The following is a 19,610-nucleotide window of genomic DNA, read 5'->3' as shown; positions in this document are numbered from 1 at the left end:
CTTAATCGCCCTGGTGGTTGCTATAAAATGCGTAAGTCCTATGTTTATAAGTTTACTCGTTAGTTTCTCGTTTGTACATTTGGCCAGCAATCTTATATAATACAAGCTTATTCAAAATCTCATTCCGTTTGTATATTCCAATCAAATGCCTTTTTTTACCCCAAAAATAACTGAAAATCTTTAGCAACTATTGACGGAAATGCGTCATTTGAGGTATCTTGACAGAAATAATAATCAGGGCAAGTATGTCTAAAATGCAAAATATGGTTTTTCCCTAGTCTGAAAGCCTTATATTATCGTGGTTTTTATTTTAACTGCATCGCCAAAATCCGAAATTTCTCACTTAACTATGACTTTTTTTTCCGGTGTCTTCAGTACCCACTTGGCGATCGAACTTGACAAAATTACTGTTTTATGTTATGTAAGGGTTGCTTCCACTCAGCCGTTGTGTTCGCTTCTGCTGACTCCTAACCCCGGTAAATCCTTCGGTAGCAAACATCCATTTTGAATTGTAGCACCTGTGAAAGGGTCATCGATCAAATTTAGATGACTGTCCAAATCCAGGTAATCGGCAAGTGGAGAGAGATGGGAAAGTGCGGTATTCGATAGGCAACTATCGGAATAGCAACCGAACATCACCTGCAAACCGTAAGCGCGTGCCGTATAAATCATCCGACTCGCTTCAGTTAAACCGCCAGATTTCATCAATTTTATATTAATTCCATCTACGGAATCTGCTAATTGGGGAATATCGCGGCTGGTAAAGCAGCTTTCATCCACAAAAATGGGAAGAGGAGATTTCTTTTTCAGTTCTAACAAACTTTTCTCTTGTCCGACTGGCAAAGGCTGTTCCACATATACCACGCCAGATTCAGCAAGCCATTCGCACATCTTCACCGCATCATCCAAATTCCAACCACCATTAGCATCCACGCTGATTTTAGCAAATGGTGCTTCTGACCGAACAGCCGCAAACATGGCCCGATCGCTTTCAATTCCTTGGGGACTACCCAATTTCACCTTCAGCACCTTCGCATCTATATAATTAACCCAATCTCGCACGCGCTGCTTAGCACCTTCTGGGGTATTGATGCCGACGGTAACAGAGATGGGAACGATGCGATCGCAATCCAATCCCCACAAACGCCAAAGAGGCAAACCTGCTTTTTTACCCATCCAATCGTGTAACGCCACATCCACAGCCGATCGCGCCGCCGAAGGAATATCCGCTTTAATCAAAAATTCTTCTATTTCTTGTCTATCCAAAGGACTAAACTTTTCTAGTCTCGGCGCGACTTGCTGCAATGCGGTTTGAATTGCCTCAGTAGTTTGTCGATGTTCCCCGATCGAAAAAGGCGAAGCTTCTCCCCATCCCACAATGCCATCTTCTTCTATTTCCACCCAAACATTTGTCGTCGTGGCGGTAGTGCCGCGACTGATAGTTAAAGGAAATCGTTTATTGACAGTAAATTGTTTAATCTGAATCAGCATGAAGGGTAAGCAGGTAGGCAATAAAAAAATCAAGTCATCTAACGAAACTTGGTAAGTAGTTGCGCTTTAGCGCTAAAGTGCAACTACTTACCAATAATGATTTATTTGCGCGTTTCTCGAAATCCGGTCTTTCCATACTTGCTTATATTTTCTCAAAATTTCACTTCTAGACAATCCGCTAAATATGTTTTTAGCTTTTCTGAAAATTCCGATCGTTGTGCAAATTTTTCTGTCTTAACTGGGTGACGATTTTCATCCAGCATCCAACCATAATCGGTGCCTAGTCGCAATTTTCCTTGCCAGTCTGCAACGGAAACAACCAGTTCGTTTGACGGACTATTATCTATACCTTGAACGCGAAACACATAGTTGAAATTGTTCTGTTTAGCTGCCGCAACTGTAGAAGGCTGACCGAATTTCTCCTTGAGACGGGTTTCCACTTCTTTTACCAAGGTAGTTTCATCGATATCTTCCAGATTTTTCACCGCCAAAGTCAAGGCGAAATAAAATTCTTCAACTGGTACAAATTCAAGTTTCATTGGTGATTGGTGATTGGTGATTGGTGAGATAATGTTCGATCGCATTGCTCTTTTATCTGCGTTTATCTGCGTTTATCTGTCTTCATCTGCGGTAAAAATTTAACCTCCGATCGCAACAGACAATTTCCAGTATTACTCTTACACTACTGATGTAACCGGACATGATATGATTGGTGATTCTCTCCCCCACTCCCCCACTCCCCTCTTCCCTCTTCCCCTAGTCCCTAGCCCCTAGCCCCTAGTCCCTAGCCTAGCTATCCCATTTTCGGGAAATTCAAGTGCCATTCCTGTAAGCTATTCAGACCAACTCCAGAAGTCAGGTCATACTGCAAAGGAGTTATGGTAATGTAATTGTCGCGAATTGCCTTTACATCTGTGGGAATGTTGGATGGTAAATGGGGTTGTGTTTGTGGTTCTAAATCCTCCTTTAATTCTCCAGTTAACCAATAGTAAGTTTTGCCACGGGGATCGACCCGTTTTTCAAAGACATCGAAATAGCGACGAACCCCTTGACGAGTGATTGTAACACCTGCTAAAGCATCCCACTTCACCGGCGGCACATTCACATTCAGCAACATCAACTGAGGTAAAGGCTGTTGCGCCAACTGTTCCAGTAGCATACAGGCAAACTTCGCCGCCGCCTCAAAATCTCGGCAGGCGAAACTGGTAAGACTAAAAGCAATACCGGGAATACCTTCAATCACACCTTCCATCGCTGCTGAAACCGTGCCGGAGTAAAGGATATCAGTACCTAAATTCGATCCTTGGTTGATACCGGAGATCACATAATCTGGGGGACTATCCAGCAAAGCCCACAGTCCCAATTTTACGCAATCAGAAGGAGTTCCCGAACAAGCCCAAGCTTTGATAGAGGGATGGAAAATCGATTCTACCACTTCAGCGCGGATGGGGTCGTGAAGAGTTAAACCATGTCCCGTTGCCGATCGCTCTCGATCGGGACAAACTACACTGACATCATGCCCCACTTCTGCCAAGGCGTTCGCTAAAGCGCGGATACCTGCCGAAAAAATACCGTCATCGTTACTTATCAGTAATTTCATCAAATCAAATACTCTGCAATCCTGACATTTTCAATAATCCCGCCACTTTGATTGTGAGAGATTGTGGTTAACGGATCAACCCTAAACTACTTTTGTGGGATGGGCGTCTCGCCCGTCTCTACCATATTCGCCTTACACCACAAAAATTATATAGTAAAGTAAGTTGCTAGTTATATCATTAAGGTACGTAGTTGCGCTTTAGCGCTCAAAGAGCGCTAAAGCGCAACTACGTACCCAGAAGAAAAGAAAGAAGAGGAAAGAGATTTTCGCGAATCATTTAGGATTGCTATAATCTAAAATGCTAGAATCCAAAATCGAATGACGAATCAGCCGAACGATTTAGAGGCACAACTAACAGCCCTCAAACAAGACGCGCAAAATGCGATCGCATCTGCCGAAACTCTACCCCGCTTAGAGGAACTCAGACTAGCCTACCTGGGTAAGAAAGGTCAAGTGTCCCAGATATTGGGAGGTTTGGGCAAATTATCTCCAGATGAACGTCCTCGCATTGGGGCATTAGCCAACGAAGTCAAGGAAGCCCTGCAAACTGCCCTGGATAAAAAACGGTCAGCCTTGCAAGCCGTGCAAATCCAAGCCCAGCTGGAAGCCGAAACTCTGGATGTCACCATGCCCCCAGTCTACCGTCCCCAAGGTCGGGTGCATCCCCTCAACAGCACAATGGATCGGGCCATAGATATTTTCGTCGGACTGGGTTACACCGTAGCCACGGGCCCAGAAATGGAAACCGACTACTATAATTTTGAGGCGCTGAACTTCCTGCCAGACCACCCAGCCCGCGATATGCAGGATACCATCTACTTGCCCGATGGAAATTTGCTGCGAACTCATACCTCAAACATCCAGATTCGCTACATGGAAGAAAATGACCCACCTGTTAGGGTTATAGCACCGGGGCGCTGTTATCGGCGAGATACGGTAGATGCCACTCACGCGGCTGTCTTCCACCAGGTAGAATTTTTTGCAGTTGATGAGGGGCTGACGTTCGCAGACCTTAAAGGCACAATTAAAGTATTTTTGCAACAGATGTTCGGCGAAGAAATGCCGATTCGTTTTCGCGCTAGTTATTTTCCCTTTACCGAACCATCCGCAGAGGTGGATATGCAGTGGAAAGGCAAATGGCTGGAAATCATGGGTTGTGGTACGATCGATCCAAATGTGCTGAAGGCTGTAGGTTACGACCCGGAAGTTTATACTGGATTTGCTGCCGGTTTTGGTGTAGAGAGAGTAGCGATGGTTCTTCACCAAATCGATGATATTCGTCGTTTGTACAGCAGCGATTTGCGCTTCTTGCGACAATTCTGATTAATTTCAGATTTGAGTCGTGTCCAGACGATCCTTCTTAGGTACGTTGTTGCGCTTCAGCGCTATCTTAAAGAGCGCTGAAGCGCAACAACGTACCTAAGATCTCAAATCTGAAATTATTTGCAGTTATCGCAGTGTCCGCAGCGCATATTTTCTGCTTCTACCCCAAAACCAAAGGCGCGTAACAAAAACTTCCAGCGACACTCGCGGGTTTTCAGGTAGCGATTCATCTGCTGTACGGCATTGAATTGTCTCGAATGTTGGGTTTGCGCCTGTTTCTGAATGATATAATTAAATGGGTCTTGCCATTCAAGCTGACCTGTGCTATGCAGTAGAGATAAAGCTGTCGTCCCTTCGGGGAACTGACGGGCTACGGTATTGATTTCTCCTTTGGGAGGTAGTTTGCGAATTAGCTGCTGGGCTTCTCGTTGTTGCGATCGCACTTTATCTTCAAAAAACTTCTGACGTTGCTTATCTTCTGAATCTAACCACCCAGTTGGCTCACTCATTAATAATAAAGCATCAGATGGTTTGCCGTCTCTACCCGCACGTCCAATTTCTTGAACATATTCCGATAGCAGCAATGTGGGATGAAAGTGAATTACCCAACGGACATCCGGTTTATTGATACCCATACCGAATGCAGAAGTGCAAACCACAAAAGGAATTTTTCCAGAAATCCAATCTGCTTCAATAGTTCGGCGTTGTTCTGGACTCAGCCCTGCATGATAAGCTGCTATATTATAACCTTTCTCTTTTAACCAGACAACTAAATTTTCGCTATCTCGCCTAGTGCGAACGTAGACTAACCCAGCTTGTTGAGGTCTGGCCTGAATAAACTTTAGCAATCTTTGTTTGCGTCCGCGTGGTGTCCAAGCAATTTCTATCTTGAGGTGGAGATTTTGGCGATAAGGGTTGAGGCGAAAGACTTCTGGCTGTTGTAATTGTAAGACTTGCTGGATAGTTTTTTGGGCTGTGGGGTCGGCGGTGGCGGTGAAAGCTGCGATCGCAATTTTAGTTCCCGGTGGTTTAGACTTGAGAAGGGCCGATCGTACCGCACCCAAACGCCGATAAGCAGGACGAAACGTATCACCCCACTGTACCAAACAATGCGCCTCATCCAAAATCAACCCATTAATCTTTAACTGCGGTTGAGACAACTTTTCCCACACTGGCGGACTTAGTAAAGTTTCTGGCGATACATACAACAATCTTAACTTTTGTTGTTCCAAAGCAAGAAGGGTTTGTTTCCGTTCCTGAGATGGTAATTCGCTATGCAGTAACGCCGCTGGCAATTTTCGCTGACGCAATTCTTGCACCTGATTTTCCATCAACGCCACTAACGGCGAAATTACCAAAGTTAACCCACTTTGTAATAGTGCTGGTAGTTGAAAGCAAATCGACTTTCCCCCACCCGTAGGCATGATAATCATCGCATCCCGTTGTGACAGCAAAGTGCGAATAATTTCCCCTTGGGGTGGACGAAAATCATCATATCCCCAAATTTTTTGGAAGGCGTCGCGTACTTCGTGCCAAGATGTGGGATTACTAGAAATCATTTGACTGTGTTAGTTGATTGTATAATTTTATCAGAATGCCGAGCCCTTGACAAAAAATTGTCTTTGAGCTATACATGAATCACTGCATCTAAAGGCACCATAAGTGCGCTAGATGTGTGATTTTGTCTGTATTCAGTGAACGCTGAGCAATTGTGCGAAGTGTGTGCTGATGTCCCTTATCTAGTGAAGGTGAAGACCGATTTACCTTGCAGCGATGGGTAGGTAAGCTTAGTTGTGCCCGGTAATCCAGTTCCCGGCTAGAAAAAAATAGTCGGTAATTGGATTACCGGGCAGGTTAAGACTTATCTAATTCTCCCTGTATGATTAGTCGCCGTTCTGCTTCCTTAAATGTGCGCCATCACCCCACATTTGATACCACTGAAAAGTGTGTACTAAATCTGGATGCGATCCCACATACAGCTCTGCTAAGAGGCTTCTAATTAAATTAAGAAGCTTCTCGGTGTCGCCAGATGCGTGATGTTAAACATTACTCACGCTAAAGCGATGAAAAACAGAGTTTCCATTTATTGGGATTTTGAGAATGTCAGAGTCCCAGATCGAGCTGAGTGCTTGATTGATTTCGCTCAATCGAGAGGAGATCTAATTACTAAGAAAGTCTACTCTCATTGGCGGCGAGAAACGTCGGCTTCTGAATATGCTTTAGACGGGGTTGGTTTTGATCGGATTGATGTTCAGGAGGAGTTCGAGAACAGTGCGGATTTACAATTGGAGTCTGACTGTCTTAAAGAACTCTTCAGTAGTCTGTCTCCTGACATCATCATCCTTGTGTCTGGGGATAAAGACTTTGCTTTTTTAGTTAGGCAACTGCAACGCTATCAAAAGCAAGTGATAATTTTTGGTCGGCAAGGTGTAACGAGTTACAAACTAATCCTTCTAGCTGATGAATTTCACTTTGCAGAGGAGTTATGTCAGTTGGTTGCATAATAGGCAGAGTGCCATTCGTTAATAATCAACTACAACCGTAGGTATTGATTTTTTCCCTGGCTAATAACCAGGGATTTTTTTCGTAGTAAAAGGGCGCTTATTGTTGAGAGCGATCGCACTTTCAAGGATAATTATTAGGATTATCAGTCACCAATCCTTCTGTCTGAGCAACGTTGATGAGGCGATCGTCCGCAGTAACAAAAACCAATTCAATATCCGGGAGCGAGGCGAGAAGGGATTGGACGCGCAGTGCTGATGCCAGTTGGACAGCATCATAGGCACGTAGCGGATATTGAATGACTAATTGACCCGCAATTTCAATCAGCGATCGATCGACTTCAATAACTTGGTACAAGTTCTCGAAGTCTACGCGAAAGTCTTGCAAAGTTAAGTCAAATCGATCTGCCGATATACTCCCCTGTCTTTGACGGCGCGACAAAGCGCTAAGCACCTCCACCCAAGTAATTTGAGCAATAGCTAAATCCTTACCTGTAGCAGGATCTGTAATTGATAAAATCCAATCAGTTCCCGTTTCAGGTATATACCTTTTGACCAAGGCGCTGGTATCCAGGAAATAGGCATTTACCACAGGCCGCGATCCTCAATAATGGTTTCTGATAGAGGCTTACCTGGTATTGGCCCCATTTTTTTCATCCGTTCGCGCCGCACCTGTTCGCGCCGCGCTAGTTCGGCGCGTGAAACTTGACCGTGTTTGGGAGGAAGACTCATCACTCCTTGGTCAACCAAAGTCTGAACTGCCGCGTCCAGATCATTTTTTTGCCCCCCTGACGAGACTTCTGGCAAAACTCGCAGTCGCACCGTTTGACCCTCGGTTAGGGACACCGGATTGACGGGGCGCAAAACACCGTTTTCGTAAACCGCAACAATAATTTCCGACATAATTTTGAATTTGAATACTTAAAACTATTCTAAGCTCAATTTCCCTACCTCTCACTTTACCAGCCATACAATAGAAAGCACGCACGCAAAACTCGCCTATGACTCCCAAACTCTTAGAGACTCCTAACATAAAGACTATTGCCGAACAGCGAATCACTCTCTCTTCGGTGACTTGGCAACAGTACGAAACTCTGCGCTCCATCCTGTATCATATCCCTGGAGTGCGAACCGCATACCTGGACGGGGAAGTAGAAATCTTGACTCTTTCTAAAGAACACGAAAAAATAAAAAGTCAAATTAGTCGCTTGCTTGATACATACCTAGACGAAGCAGGCATTGACTTCTATCGCCTTGGCAGTCCTACGATGGGGGGAGGAGACGAGTCAGCATCGGGGGAACCTGATGAGTCTTACTGCATCGGCGAGGAAAAGGTAGTCCCCGACTTAGTTATTGAAGTTATCATTAGCAGCGGCACTCTGAATCGGCGGGAAATCTTCCGGCGGATGGGTGTAAAAGAAGCTTGGTTTTGGAAGAACAGCCAACTGTCAATTTATCACCTGCAAGAAGATGGAGATCAAAAAATTTCCCGCAGTCAATTGTTACCTAATTTGGATGTTAATCTCTTTCTTATATATGTTAACCATCCAGATCAAAAGGTGGCAGTAAGAGAGTTTCGTGCTGCAATTCGTCAGCAGATGCAGCAACTCTAGCGATTCGCACTGGTATAGTTACAGATTAGAATAGAGTACACTGAGCTACACAGAGATTCAATTCAGTATTTGTAAATACGCCAGCGCGAAGCGCTATAACTCAAGAGGAACCCACAAACTAAACTAATACCAAGTTGCTAAAAAACTATTTACGCAAAACAGAAAAGGCACGAAAGTAAATTTCTCCCTTCGTGCCTTCGTATTGGTTTGATTTATTCGCTTTCTAGCGTTTCGTCGAGCTATTCACACTTATACCAAATCCGGGATAAAAACCCCCGTTATCCATAAGTTGGGTGAAGCATTGCGGTAGAAAGGCTTTGGTTAGGGGAATACACTTATTGCCGCAATGCTTCACCCCTACACTTCACACTATAAAGGGGGTAAATAACCCGGATTTGGTATTACACAGTCCTACCCGCAGCAGCCGGATTTTCCTCTCCAGACTGCGCTTCTTTCCTCTGCAACGCCGCATACAAACGATTTAGCGCATTCACATAAGCTTGAGCGGAAGCGACGATGATATCGGTATTAGCAGAATGACCGGCGAAAATTCGCTCACCGTGTTTCAGACGAATTGTTACTTCCCCGATCGCATCAATCCCAGCTGTCACCGACTGCACGGAAAATTCAATTAGCTGATTCGGCACGTTCACCACGCGGTTAATTGCCTTATAAACGGCATCTACTGGCCCAGTGCCGATCGCAGCATCCGTCAGTTCCTCACCTTCTGGCGTTCTCAACGTTACCGTTGCTGTCGGACAAGCGTTGCTACCGCAGGAAACCTGTACCAATTCTACGCGGAAAAGATCGGGAGCTTGTTGAATTTCGTCATTAACGATCGCTTCCAAATCCCAATCGGTAATTTCTTTCTTCTTATCCGCTACATCTTTGAACTTGAGGAATGCCTTATTCAAATCGGTTTCCGAAACTTCAAATCCCAACTCTTTCAGGCGTGCGCCAAAAGCATGACGACCGGAATGTTTGCCTAGCACAATTTGATTGTTTGTCAAACCAACCAATTGTGCATCCATGATTTCATAAGTGAGCTTATTTTTCAGCACACCATCTTGGTGAATCCCAGATTCATGTGCAAAAGCATTAGCTCCCACAATTGCTTTATTTGGTTGCACCAACATTCCCGTCAAGTTGGAAACTAAACGAGAAGTCTTATAAATCTGGCGCGTATCAATATTGGTCAGCGGTTCTTCTGATTCAACGCTACGTCCCAAGAAGGGATTATAATACTGACGCCGGACGTGGAGCGCCATCACCAATTCTTCCAGGGAGGCATTTCCAGCACGTTCGCCAATGCCGTTGATCGTGCATTCTAACTGCCTTGCGCCATTCTTCACGGCTTCGAGAAAGTTAGCAACAGCCAATCCCAAATCGTTGTGTCCGTGAACAGAAATAACCGCTTTGTCGATATTGGGAACGTTTTCCCTAATGCCGCGAATCAAATCCCCAAATTCGCTGGGAGTCATGTAACCAACGGTATCGGGAATATTGACAGTTGTAGCACCAGCTGCTATTGTCCGCTCTAGCACTTGGTAAAGAAATTCTGGGTCGGAGCGTGCGGCATCCATTGGGGAGAATTCTACATCATCGATGAAGGATTTGGCATAAGCGACCATTTCTTCTGCGATCGCCAGCACTTCGCCCCGTGTCTTCCTCAATTGATATTCCAAGTGAATATCCGAAGTAGAAATAAAGGTGTGAATTCTGCCTTTTGCCGCTGGTTCGATCGCTTCTGCTGCTGCTTTAATGTCTGCTTTGATGGCCCTTGCCAAACTACAGATAATTGGGCCATCTTCTGTCCCTACTGTCTGGGCAATCTTCTGCACCGCCTCAAAATCTCCAGGGCTAGCATAGGCGAACCCCGCCTCAATCACATCAACTCCCAGACGAGCCAACTGCCGCGCAATGATCAGCTTCTCGTCTACATTCAGGGTCGCTCCGGGACACTGTTCGCCATCTCGGAGCGTGGTATCGAAAATAATTATGCGGTCTGTTTGAGTTTTCATAACAGGATTACTGACTTTGGAAAAAGGAACGAAGGATTTTTGAATGAGTGACTTTTGCCTAGCGGCACTAGGTATTTGGGTTTTGACAACTAATAGTCAATTTTCTCAATGTGTTCGCGAATATCATTCAGGTCAATATAGCGATCGGTGGCATTTCGTAGTTCCCTCGCAATCATTCCTTCCGTTGAAACCACTGTAATATGCGTATTTTTAGAGCGTAAAAGTTCAATGGCTCTTTCAAAATCACCATCTCCACTGAACAGCACGACCTTATCGTATTGATCTACCGTGTTGAACATATCAACTACGATTTCAATATCTAAATTCGCTTTTTGTGAGTATCGACCTGAACTATCGTCATAATATTCTTTGAGAATTTTGGTGCGAACGGTGTAACCCAGACTAATCAAGGCGTCCCGAAATCCCCGCTGATCCTGCGGGTCTTTTAAGCCGGTGTACCAAAACGCATTTACCAACGTTGTATCTGGTTCGCTAGTGAAGTATTGCAAAACTCTTCGCGGATCAAAAAACCAGCCGTTTTTTTGTTGAGCGTAGAACATATTGTTCCCGTCTACAAAAATAGAAAGACGGTTCATTGAGTAAGCCATAGAAACTTAGACCTAAAAGTAGTAGAAAAGAATTTAATTGGAATACTCAATTATAGCAAATTCTGCTTTAACAAAGCCGATAACCTTTATTTTACTTGTTTGTCAAGCCTTTAGATAAACTTCTTCAAGCGATGAAATTGTCTATATTAATTGAGTTTCCTTGGCCTCCTAGACTTTGACGGGGTTGGCAGTGGACTAACGATATTTTTTTTATGTACCTTCAAAGTTAAGTTACTTTAAGGCTAGTTAGCCATACCTTTGTCCTTTTTCCTCCTTTAGACGTATTTACTTAATGTGTCATCTCCCTTTAGGGTAGCTTCGATAAAGCATTATCGACATCCTGCTTGCATTAACGACCACTGCCTGGGCCAGCTTCAGCTTACCCAGGAAGTAACTTGACAAAAATGACAAATTACCGATCGATTTTGTTAAATGATAGGGAATGTCAAAAGGAGAGTTTGTCATGTTTGCTTTTATTAAAGCAGTTTACTAGATTCTCGTACAGACTTGCTATGAGAGTAGATCTTGTCGGACGTTGTGAGCGGTCTGTGTTTAGTCTTGGTATCACGGGTATCTTTAAGGGCATAAATGGCTCAAATGGGTTGTTGACTACTTAAACATCGGCAATTCGGTTTACATCCAGGATAGACAAGCGCATAAAGTGGGATTAGATCAGGTTAGGACAGAAAGTGCGTGCAGGTCAAGAATCGGCTGCACGATCGCGATTCGCCTATGCGGTTGATATAGTTACGGTCTTTAAATCGAGTTACCAGTGTACCGGCAGCCTACAGAGGGAAATATTTTAGGTATAAAATTGAATGGCATTGCATCTACAGCAGCCGAAATACAGGGTCTCCAGTCAAGAACGGTTGTGTCCTTGGAAACCAGAGTCCGTTCTCTGGGGCCCAAAGCACGCCTACTCAAGGCAGGCGTTTTTTTTGTGAAATATGGCACCAGAACCCTCATTACCGACAACGAACCGACAGGCTTCTGCCGCAACGAATTCCCACAAAACAACGAAAACAAGGGTATCGGCAGGCCAGTATAAGCGTCTGAGGAGCTTAAGCCATATCCTGATGGGGGCTTGGGCATTGGCAGCAGGACTTGCTACAGCTGCCAATTCGGGACTGGTTCAAAAAATAGAATACAACACGCAAACCCTGTTTTTTGAACTCCGAGGGCCAACTGCACCTCCAAACGACATCGTAATCTTGGCAATCGACGATGATTCTTTACTCCAAGGTAGAGAAATTTATCCAACAGATCCGAAAAAATATGCTTACTTGGAGCCGCTGAAAGGATGGCCTTGGAAAAGAGCCGTTTACGCCCAAGTTATCGATCGCCTGATGGCAGCAGGGGCGCGTTCTGTTGCCGTGGACGTTGTGTTTGACACACATAGCCGCGATGGAGCAGCAGACGACGATCGGTTACGAAAGACATTACAGCGCTATGCAGGTCGTGTCACTTTAGCCGCTTGGTACGAAGATATCGAGGCGCGACAAGGCTTGTCAACCAAGCTAGCCTCCCCTCACTCCGGCTTGTGGACAGAACCAATGTCCATTGGCTCGATTAATTACCCGCTGGAGCCCGATCGCAAAATTCATCGCTTTGCCACCGAATACACAAAGCTATTAGCAGAGAAATACAAAAATCAGATCCAGGGTTTTGATGCCTTGCAAGTAAAAATACTTTCCTTTGATTTTGATAAGGCAGCGCTGCAAGCAGCTAGGATAACTTATCCGCCACCTCAAGGAGATCATCTTTACTTCTACGGTTCTCCTGGCACATTTAAGGCCATTCCCTTCTGGTATGTGCTAGATCCTGGTAACTGGAACACCGTTCGAGAACAGTTCAAAGACAAAATTGTGCTGATTGGGCCAACTGCCAGCGAGTTCAACGATTTTCATAAGACACCCTTTTCCCAAAGCTGGATATATTCTCAGCCTATGTCAGGCATTGAAATTCATGCTAATGCGATCGCCACCTTAATGCAGGGTAAAGCGATCGGACAAGCAATTCCCAACTCACCGATCCGGGGTCTCTTCGTCTTCGCGGCAGTTCTGGGCACAGCAGTTTTCCTCAGCAGAAAAAAACGAGCCTTAAATCGTTTCGGCTGGGCAATGGGAATCGCCTTAGCCTGGGGAAGCATTAGCTACTTCACCTTTATTTACGGTCAGCTAATTTGGCCCACAGCAGTACCCGTGGTTGCGATCGTCCTGGGCGGCTTCTCCTACCTCACAACCGAAGCCGCCAGTCAAAAGATCAAAAAACTAGAACTACGCCAGATCTTAAAGCGCTATGCAACTTCACCAATTGTTCAAGAAATTCTCAGCCAACAAGACGACCTACAAGACTTACTCCCCATCCAAAACACAGACACATCCAACAAAATAATTGGTAACCGCTACCAAATTATCAAAGTTTTGGGTGCCGGAGGATTTGGCGAAACCTATATAGCCCAAGACAGCCAGCGCCCCGGCAAACCTTTGTGCGTTGTCAAACATCTCAAACCTGCCACCAACGATCCCAAACACTTAGAACTCGCCAAACGCTTATTTCCGCGAGAAGCAGAAGCACTAGAAAAACTAGGCCAACACAAACAAATCCCTCAGCTTCTTGCCTACTTTGAAGAAGGCGACGAATTTTATATAGTCCAAGAATTTATTCCAGGCCATTCTCTAGAACACGAATTACTACTAGGCAAACAACTCCCCGAAGCCCAAGTTATCCATATAATGCTGGAACTATTAGAAATATTAGAATTTGTCCACAGTCACAGTGTCATCCACCGGGATATTAAACCCAACAACATCATTAGAAGGGACTCAGACAACAAGCTTGTGCTGATTGACTTTGGTGCCGTCAAAGAAATTAACACACAACTGCTTGAAAGTGACAGTCAAAGTCGCTTTACAGTAGGAATTGGCACCCAAGGTTATGCCCCTCCCGAACAATCCGCCGGTCGTCCACGACCAAATAGTGACATTTATGCAGTCGGAATAACTGCCATTAAAGCCTTGACCGGACTATCACCAAATCAGTTACAGCAAGACATTAAAACGGGAGAACTCCTCTGGAAGCATAAAACACAAATCAGACCTGAACTGGCTGTAATTATAAGCCAAATGGTGCTATACGACTTTCATCAACGATATCAATCCGCATCAGAAGTCAGAGAAGCACTCCTAAAGTTAACCCAATTTTATAGTGACTCTTTGTCTTTGACACCTCAGCCTATCCATAGCACATCTGAAGATGAATATGACAATCCTACAAAAGCCTGGTCAGATCAATCTGAAACCCTTGATACTCTGGAAGAGACCGAAGGATACAAGAATTAGAGTAGTTATAGCAACCTTCTCGGCAGTTAGGACGTTCTTACTCCTTTTCCGCTCAAAGAATATCTATGAGGCCGCAGAGGGGCAGAGGAGTAGAGGAGCAGAGGAGCAGGGGGGAAAAAAGAATTATAGATAATCTTCTGGCCCGAAGGGAGTAATACCAAATCCGGGTTATTTACCCCCTTTATAGTGTGAAGTGTAGGGGTGAAGCATTGCGGCAATAAGTGTATTCCCAAGAGCCAAAGCCTTTCTACCGCAATGCTTCACCCAACTTATGGATAACGGGGGTTTTTATCCCGGATTTTGTATAATTCCACCAAACCCTTGAGGAAGAGCCCCTTCTTCCCCTAGCCTCTAGCAATCTTAGTCCCTAGCTATATCACTTCCGTTTCAGCACTTAAATTTATATTCAGTTGTTTTTTTGCCGTTAGGCATCATTAGTTATTGGTCATCTGAAAGCGATAATTTACAAACGAAAAATCACAATTTATAGCAGTTTTCAGTTGCCTGAACTACACCTCAGAAACCCGGTTTCTGTGTACCTCACTCACCTTCCATTGCCATTACCACCTGGACCTGGTGGATTATTGCCTCGGTCATTACCATTGCCATTACCACCTGGACCTGGTGGATTATTGCCTCGGTCATTACCATTGCCATTACCACCTGGACCTGGTGGTGGTGGCGCGGGATTATCCGGCGGCGCGGGTGGTGGCGCGGGATTATCCGGTGGCGCTGGTGCTGGTGCTGGTGCTGGCGCTGGTGCTGGTGCTGGCGCTGGTGCTGGCGCTGGTGCTGGTGCTGGCGCTGGTGCTGGCGCTGGCGCTGGTGCTGGCGCTGGTGCTGGCGCTGGTGCTGGCGCTGGCGCTGGCGCGGGATTATCCGGTGGCGCTGGCGCTGGTGCTGGTGCTGGTGGTGGCGCGGGATTATCCGGTGGCGCTGGTGCTGGTGGTGGCGCTGGCGCGGGTGGTGGCGCGGGATTATCCGGTGGCGCTGGTGCGGGTGCTGGTGCTGGCGCGGGTGCTGGTGCTGGCGCGGGTGGCGCGGGATTATCCGGTGGCGCGGGTGGTGGCGCGGGTGGCGCGGGTGGTGCTGGTGGTGCTAGTGGTGGGGGTGGTGCTGGTGGTGGGGGACTGTTCGGATTTGACAGAATCTCTCCGCCCTCTAGTGGGGGAGTCTGCAAAGCTGGGTTGGTATTTAACGGGTTTGGGCTGTCCTGCGATCGAAAATTTCGATCGGGCCAGGATGTATCTGGACGGTTATCAATGCTATTCCCACCACCAGGCAAATCTGATGAACCGGCTGGCAGCTGGACAAAAGCTGGGTTTTCAATCACGCCTTCGCCGGTGATTGGAGCCTGTGCTGCCACAGCCGCAGAAGTTTCAGCTTGAACTTCTGCCATAGCCGCATCTGGATTGGCTTTATCACCTGGCTGAGTCAGGTTTAGTCCTTTAACCAGGTCGCTTGTTTCATAAAAGGTTTTGATATCAAAATCGTATATACGTTCAATTCTGTCTTTAATAATTACTGCAAGCTGTCCTGCTTGCAGCCCTTCGCGTTGGGAACCATTCTGGTTAAATACTTCGATGTTGCTATTTGTCAGGGCTCCTACTACTGTGGTGTTAGTGTCGGGGTTGTAGCGCACGAATAAAGCTGAACCTCGAATTCCTGCTCTGGCATTGGGGGTTTGCACTCGCGTCGTACCGCGTCCGGGCGGAATGAGCAGCAGTGCGGTGCCATTGGACAGTCTCAAGGTTCGTGTATTTGGCAGAAATTGAAATACCGCTTGTGCGCCAACTCTTGCCAAAGAACCGTCGTTGAAGCGCAACTCTGCTAAAGATTCTCTCCCAGTGGTCAAAGAATCTCCAGGGTTCATTGGATCGGATATACGGGCAGGACGCCCTGTTTGATTTTGCGGAATTAGCCGAACGAGGTTGCGTAGACTCTGAATAACGCCTTTATTTAAAGGCATTTCGGCACTTACCTCTTTGGGTAGAGGCAGCGTCATTACGCTCCATAAAATTAAGCTCAGAAGCAGAACTAACTTGTGAGACATCGATCGTCCCCAACGCAGAAATTTTTAACCCATACCACAGCTGACAAAAGCATACCCTTGACCTCAATGCTACAAAATCGCCACTGAAACGCCTTATCTCATAAGGAGGATAAGGCGAAGTAAGGAGCAGTAAAAAGGAGATATCCTGAATTAAGAAGCTAAAATAACTGTTTTAATGATTTTATTGCTTATTTCTGAATAAATAGATCTTGATTGTGAATTTGATGCGATTATGTCGGTGGGATTGCGGTGCATTCATCATGTACTGTAACAAAACTTGACGCTAAACTTATGGTTTTCGATCGATACACCTCCTGCCAGCGATCGCTCTACGCCCCGGTGTCGCTCAAAAGCAAACCCTTCCCAAAGGCTAGCACTTTTATACTGATTGGATCTGAAATCGTTAGGACTTTAAGGTTACAATTCTCGTCGATACCAGTGAATGACCTTGAATCCCTTTTAGGGATTGAAATGAGAGGCAATATATCGCTTTGCAAGCAAGACCGATCGAAGTTGCGGGAAAGCTGGCGAAATCGCGCTTTATGGATTTTGTTAGTCTCTGGTAGTGCAGTCTGGTCTTCTATTGGATTGCGTGCTATGGCTCAGACAAGTACTCCATCGGTGACGACGCCTATAACGCCGCTCATGCTGCGGACACACTCTCCTGTCACTTCAGAGGATACCACTAGCCCAGATGTGAAGCAACTTGCGCCTAATGATGACACGCTCAATAAGCAACTGCCGCCAGCGGTAATTATTCCAGGGGTTAGTTCTTGGGCCGCAGATTTAGGGAAGCCAAGTATAGAAATCTCGATCGTCAAGGAGCAATCCGATACAGATACGCAGCCAGACATACCGGCCACTTTTGAAGTATGGCCTAATTTTATCTCGGCTGATAACTCCGATCGGGTACAGCAGCCAACGGGACAACCCCGTCAGCAAGTAAAGCCAAGACAGCCTCCTAACTCCCCGCCTGCACCGACACAGCAACAGTCGGAGCCGACTGAGGCTCAGGAAGATCCGGATTTGGGAAGGCTGCGCCTGCGAGAGCGGAGAGTGCCGCCACGTCAGCCTCAGCCAGTATTGCACGTAGTACCTCGAATCAGCTATTTTTACACGAGCAATGTTTTTTCCGGGGTCGATCCGATCGCAGATAGTCAGTTTGTTCCTAGCTTAACCCTGTGGTCGGTACCGCAGCTGAGACCGGGGACTTATTTAAGCACATCAATTGATGGTTATCTAATTCGCTACTTCAATGAATCGCAGTTCGATTATAATTTTGTGAGATTCAGAGCCGGTATTAGCCAGCGCATTGCGCCTCGTACTTTTGGCGAAATTGGTTGGAGCAATCAACAATATTTTAGGGCAAGTAACGGCGATCGCTTTTTGAACGAGCATTCCGTCTATTTGACCCTTTCGCGACGAGACTGGCTGACTCGAAAGCTAGCGCTAGATTATTTCTACGATGTTCGTCTGAGTTTTGCCGATCCAGATAGCCGCAGTCGGGTTATCAATTACTTGTCGGTTTCTTTGAGCTACTATTTTCAGCCGAATTTGCAGGTTGGTATGGACTACCAATTTAGCTATTCTGATTTTACAAAGCGCGATCGCTTAGATCGGTATCACCGTTTACTCGGTCGCTTAACTTATGGCTTATCTAGAGATAGCCAGATTAACGTCCAGGGTGGCGCAACTTTGGGCAATTCTAATGAGCCAAACATTGATTTTGATAGCTTGTTTTTCAGCGTTACTTACAGTGTGGATTGGCAAATTTTTGATTAGTCAGTTGTCATTGGTCAGTGGTCAGTTGTCAGTTGTCATTGGTCATTGGTCATTGGTCATTGGTCAGTTGTCATTGGTCAGTGGTCAGTGGTCAAGAAAATTTCTCCTCTGCTCCTCTGCCCCTCTGCCCCTCTGCCCCTCTGCCCCTCTGCCCCTCTGCCCCTCTGCCCCTCTTCCCTAGCCCCTAGCTATAGGAACACCAATCGCTCCAGCTACCGGCATAGAGCTTTCCGGTATGAATTCCAGCTATTTCTAAAGACAATAAATTTACGCAGGCAGTAACGCCAGAGCCGCAGTAAACTATAATCTCTTGGGCGTTTTCTAAGCTTGACCAGCGGCGTTTTTGCTCTGTAACGGGTAACACCCTGCCAACTTCATCGGTGACATCTTGCCAGGGATAATTAACGGCACTGGGGATATGTCCGGCAATAGGATCGATCGGTTCTCGTTCGCCTCGGTAGCGATCGCTCTCCCGCGAATCCACTAACACGACTTCTGGCAGGTAAGAGCGGCCTTTTACGGTGTCAATGTCTATGACAAAGTGCGATCGCACCTCTGGCAAGAATTTGCCCGGTTTGGGTATTGGAAGCGCATCTGTGACCGAATAACCAGCCGATACCCATGACTTCCAGCCACCGTCAAGCAAAGCAACTTTGTCGTGTCCCAGATAGCGCAGCAACCACCACAGACGGGAAGCAAAGGCAAAGCGGGAATCATCGTAGGCGACAACTAGAGTTTCCTGGGAATTAATCCCAATTGCTGCTAACTTCTGCGCTAATTCGACTGGGTTTGGCAAAGGGTGTCGTCCGCCATGTTTAGCGGCTGGCGAGGAAAGATCGCGGTTGAGGTCGAGATAGTGTGCGCCTGGAATGTTACTTGTCTGATACTGTAGGCGTCCCAATTCTGTATCTGCAAGGGAAAAGCGACAATCGACAATTACAATTTGCGGATCGTCGAGGTGTTCGGACAGCCATTGTGGGGAAACTACAAATGGAATTTCAGTCATTGGATATTGGTGTAAAGCTCTAGTGGCGATCTAGCGAAAGCGAGATATGGATTTTACCCAGATGATACCCCCAACCCCCAACCCCTTCCCCCGCAACGGAGGAAGGGGAGAAGGACGAGAAGGAATTTTGCTTCTGTCTTTCTCCCCCGCAACGGAGGAAGAGGAGAAGGACGAGAAGGAATTCTGCTTCTGTCTTCTCCCCCGCAACGGAGGAAGAGGAGAAGGACGAGAAGGAATTCTGCTTCTGTCTTCTCCCCCGCAACGGAGGAAG

The 19,610-nt window shown here is 46.2% G+C and carries 16 protein-coding genes; 6 read left to right on the top strand and 10 right to left on the bottom strand.

Annotated elements, in window-relative coordinates; all coding sequences use genetic code 11:
* Positions 1 to 438: 438 nt before the first annotated feature.
* The 3 genes from LAY41_RS15465 to surE all read right to left on the bottom strand — a co-directional run bounded on the left by LAY41_RS15465 (position 439) and on the right by surE (position 3,091).
* Positions 439 to 1,491, bottom strand: a complete 1,053-nt coding sequence (locus LAY41_RS15465) for a dipeptide epimerase (protein WP_249099422.1) — start codon at positions 1,489 to 1,491, stop codon at positions 439 to 441.
* A gap of 152 nt (positions 1,492 to 1,643) precedes the next feature.
* The gene (locus tag LAY41_RS15460) at positions 1,644 to 2,030 is read right to left on the bottom strand and encodes a hypothetical protein (RefSeq protein ID WP_249099418.1); all 387 of its coding nucleotides are present in this window, start codon (positions 2,028 to 2,030) and stop codon (positions 1,644 to 1,646) included.
* Between the two features lie 254 nt (positions 2,031 to 2,284).
* Complete coding sequence (surE, locus tag LAY41_RS15455; protein ID WP_249099415.1) at positions 2,285 to 3,091, bottom strand: 5'/3'-nucleotidase SurE; 807 nt, start codon at positions 3,089 to 3,091, stop codon at positions 2,285 to 2,287.
* 318 nt (positions 3,092 to 3,409) lie between these two features.
* On the opposite strand from surE, the gene pheS reads away from it, so the two are divergent.
* The gene (gene pheS, locus LAY41_RS15450) at positions 3,410 to 4,414 is read left to right on the top strand and encodes a phenylalanine--tRNA ligase subunit alpha (RefSeq protein WP_249099408.1); all 1,005 of its coding nucleotides are present in this window, start codon (positions 3,410 to 3,412) and stop codon (positions 4,412 to 4,414) included.
* Positions 4,415 to 4,530: 116 nt separating this feature from the next.
* Here the strand turns inward: pheS and LAY41_RS15445 are convergent, their stop codons facing one another.
* Entirely contained in the window at positions 4,531 to 5,973 is a 1,443-nt protein-coding gene (locus tag LAY41_RS15445; RefSeq protein WP_249099404.1) for a RecQ family ATP-dependent DNA helicase, read from the bottom strand.
* Between the two features lie 477 nt (positions 5,974 to 6,450).
* On the opposite strand from LAY41_RS15445, the gene LAY41_RS15440 reads away from it, so the two are divergent.
* Positions 6,451 to 6,918, top strand: coding sequence for an NYN domain-containing protein (locus tag LAY41_RS15440; RefSeq protein WP_249099401.1), 468 nt, complete (start codon positions 6,451 to 6,453; stop codon positions 6,916 to 6,918).
* Positions 6,919 to 7,039: 121 nt separating this feature from the next.
* Here the strand turns inward: LAY41_RS15440 and LAY41_RS15435 are convergent, their stop codons facing one another.
* Both LAY41_RS15435 and LAY41_RS15430 read right to left on the bottom strand, forming a co-directional pair.
* Complete coding sequence (locus LAY41_RS15435; protein WP_249099397.1) at positions 7,040 to 7,507, bottom strand: type II toxin-antitoxin system VapC family toxin; 468 nt, start codon at positions 7,505 to 7,507, stop codon at positions 7,040 to 7,042.
* Positions 7,501 to 7,818 carry an antitoxin family protein gene (locus LAY41_RS15430; protein ID WP_249099393.1) on the bottom strand — a complete coding sequence of 106 codons (318 nt, stop codon included), beginning with the start codon at positions 7,816 to 7,818 and terminating at the stop codon, positions 7,501 to 7,503. The genes LAY41_RS15435 and LAY41_RS15430 overlap by 7 nt, the downstream gene beginning before the upstream one ends.
* Positions 7,819 to 7,916: 98 nt before the next feature.
* Between LAY41_RS15430 and LAY41_RS15425 the strand changes: the two genes are divergently transcribed.
* Positions 7,917 to 8,528 carry a Uma2 family endonuclease gene (locus tag LAY41_RS15425; protein WP_249099390.1) on the top strand — a complete coding sequence of 204 codons (612 nt, stop codon included), beginning with the start codon at positions 7,917 to 7,919 and terminating at the stop codon, positions 8,526 to 8,528.
* Positions 8,529 to 8,929: 401 nt separating this feature from the next.
* Here LAY41_RS15425 and LAY41_RS15420 read toward each other — a convergent pair whose 3' ends face one another.
* Both LAY41_RS15420 and labA read right to left on the bottom strand, forming a co-directional pair.
* Positions 8,930 to 10,549: a 2-isopropylmalate synthase gene (locus LAY41_RS15420; protein ID WP_249099387.1), complete on the bottom strand. Its 1,620-nt coding sequence runs from the start codon at positions 10,547 to 10,549 to the stop codon at positions 8,930 to 8,932.
* A gap of 89 nt (positions 10,550 to 10,638) precedes the next feature.
* Positions 10,639 to 11,157: a low amplitude/bright protein LabA gene (labA, locus tag LAY41_RS15415; protein WP_249071361.1), complete on the bottom strand. Its 519-nt coding sequence runs from the start codon at positions 11,155 to 11,157 to the stop codon at positions 10,639 to 10,641.
* Positions 11,158 to 12,104: 947 nt separating this feature from the next.
* Between labA and LAY41_RS15410 the strand changes: the two genes are divergently transcribed.
* The gene (locus tag LAY41_RS15410) at positions 12,105 to 14,498 is read left to right on the top strand and encodes a serine/threonine-protein kinase (protein ID WP_249099384.1); all 2,394 of its coding nucleotides are present in this window, start codon (positions 12,105 to 12,107) and stop codon (positions 14,496 to 14,498) included.
* Between the two features lie 544 nt (positions 14,499 to 15,042).
* Here the strand turns inward: LAY41_RS15410 and LAY41_RS15405 are convergent.
* A complete protein-coding gene (locus LAY41_RS15405; RefSeq protein ID WP_249099381.1) occupies positions 15,043 to 16,551 on the bottom strand; it encodes a FecR domain-containing protein in 1,509 nt (502 codons plus the stop codon).
* Positions 16,552 to 16,842: 291 nt separating this feature from the next.
* On the opposite strand from LAY41_RS15405, the gene LAY41_RS15400 reads away from it, so the two are divergent.
* Positions 16,843 to 18,333, top strand: coding sequence for a porin family protein (locus LAY41_RS15400; protein WP_249099379.1), 1,491 nt, complete (start codon positions 16,843 to 16,845; stop codon positions 18,331 to 18,333).
* Positions 18,334 to 18,517: 184 nt separating this feature from the next.
* Here LAY41_RS15400 and LAY41_RS15395 read toward each other — a convergent pair whose 3' ends face one another.
* A complete protein-coding gene (locus LAY41_RS15395; RefSeq protein ID WP_249099375.1) occupies positions 18,518 to 19,339 on the bottom strand; it encodes a sulfurtransferase in 822 nt (273 codons plus the stop codon).
* A gap of 46 nt (positions 19,340 to 19,385) precedes the next feature.
* Here LAY41_RS15395 and LAY41_RS15390 point away from each other — a divergent pair.
* Positions 19,386 to 19,610 (top strand): hypothetical protein (locus LAY41_RS15390; RefSeq protein WP_249099372.1); only part of this gene is annotated, 225 nt, incomplete at its 3' end.

The sequence above is a fragment of the Argonema galeatum A003/A1 genome (assembly GCF_023333595.1).
Taxonomy (GTDB): domain Bacteria; phylum Cyanobacteriota; class Cyanobacteriia; order Cyanobacteriales; family Aerosakkonemataceae; genus Argonema; species Argonema galeatum.
The sequence above is the reverse complement of the archived record's forward strand: the minus strand, read 5'-3'. Positions and strand labels throughout refer to the sequence as shown.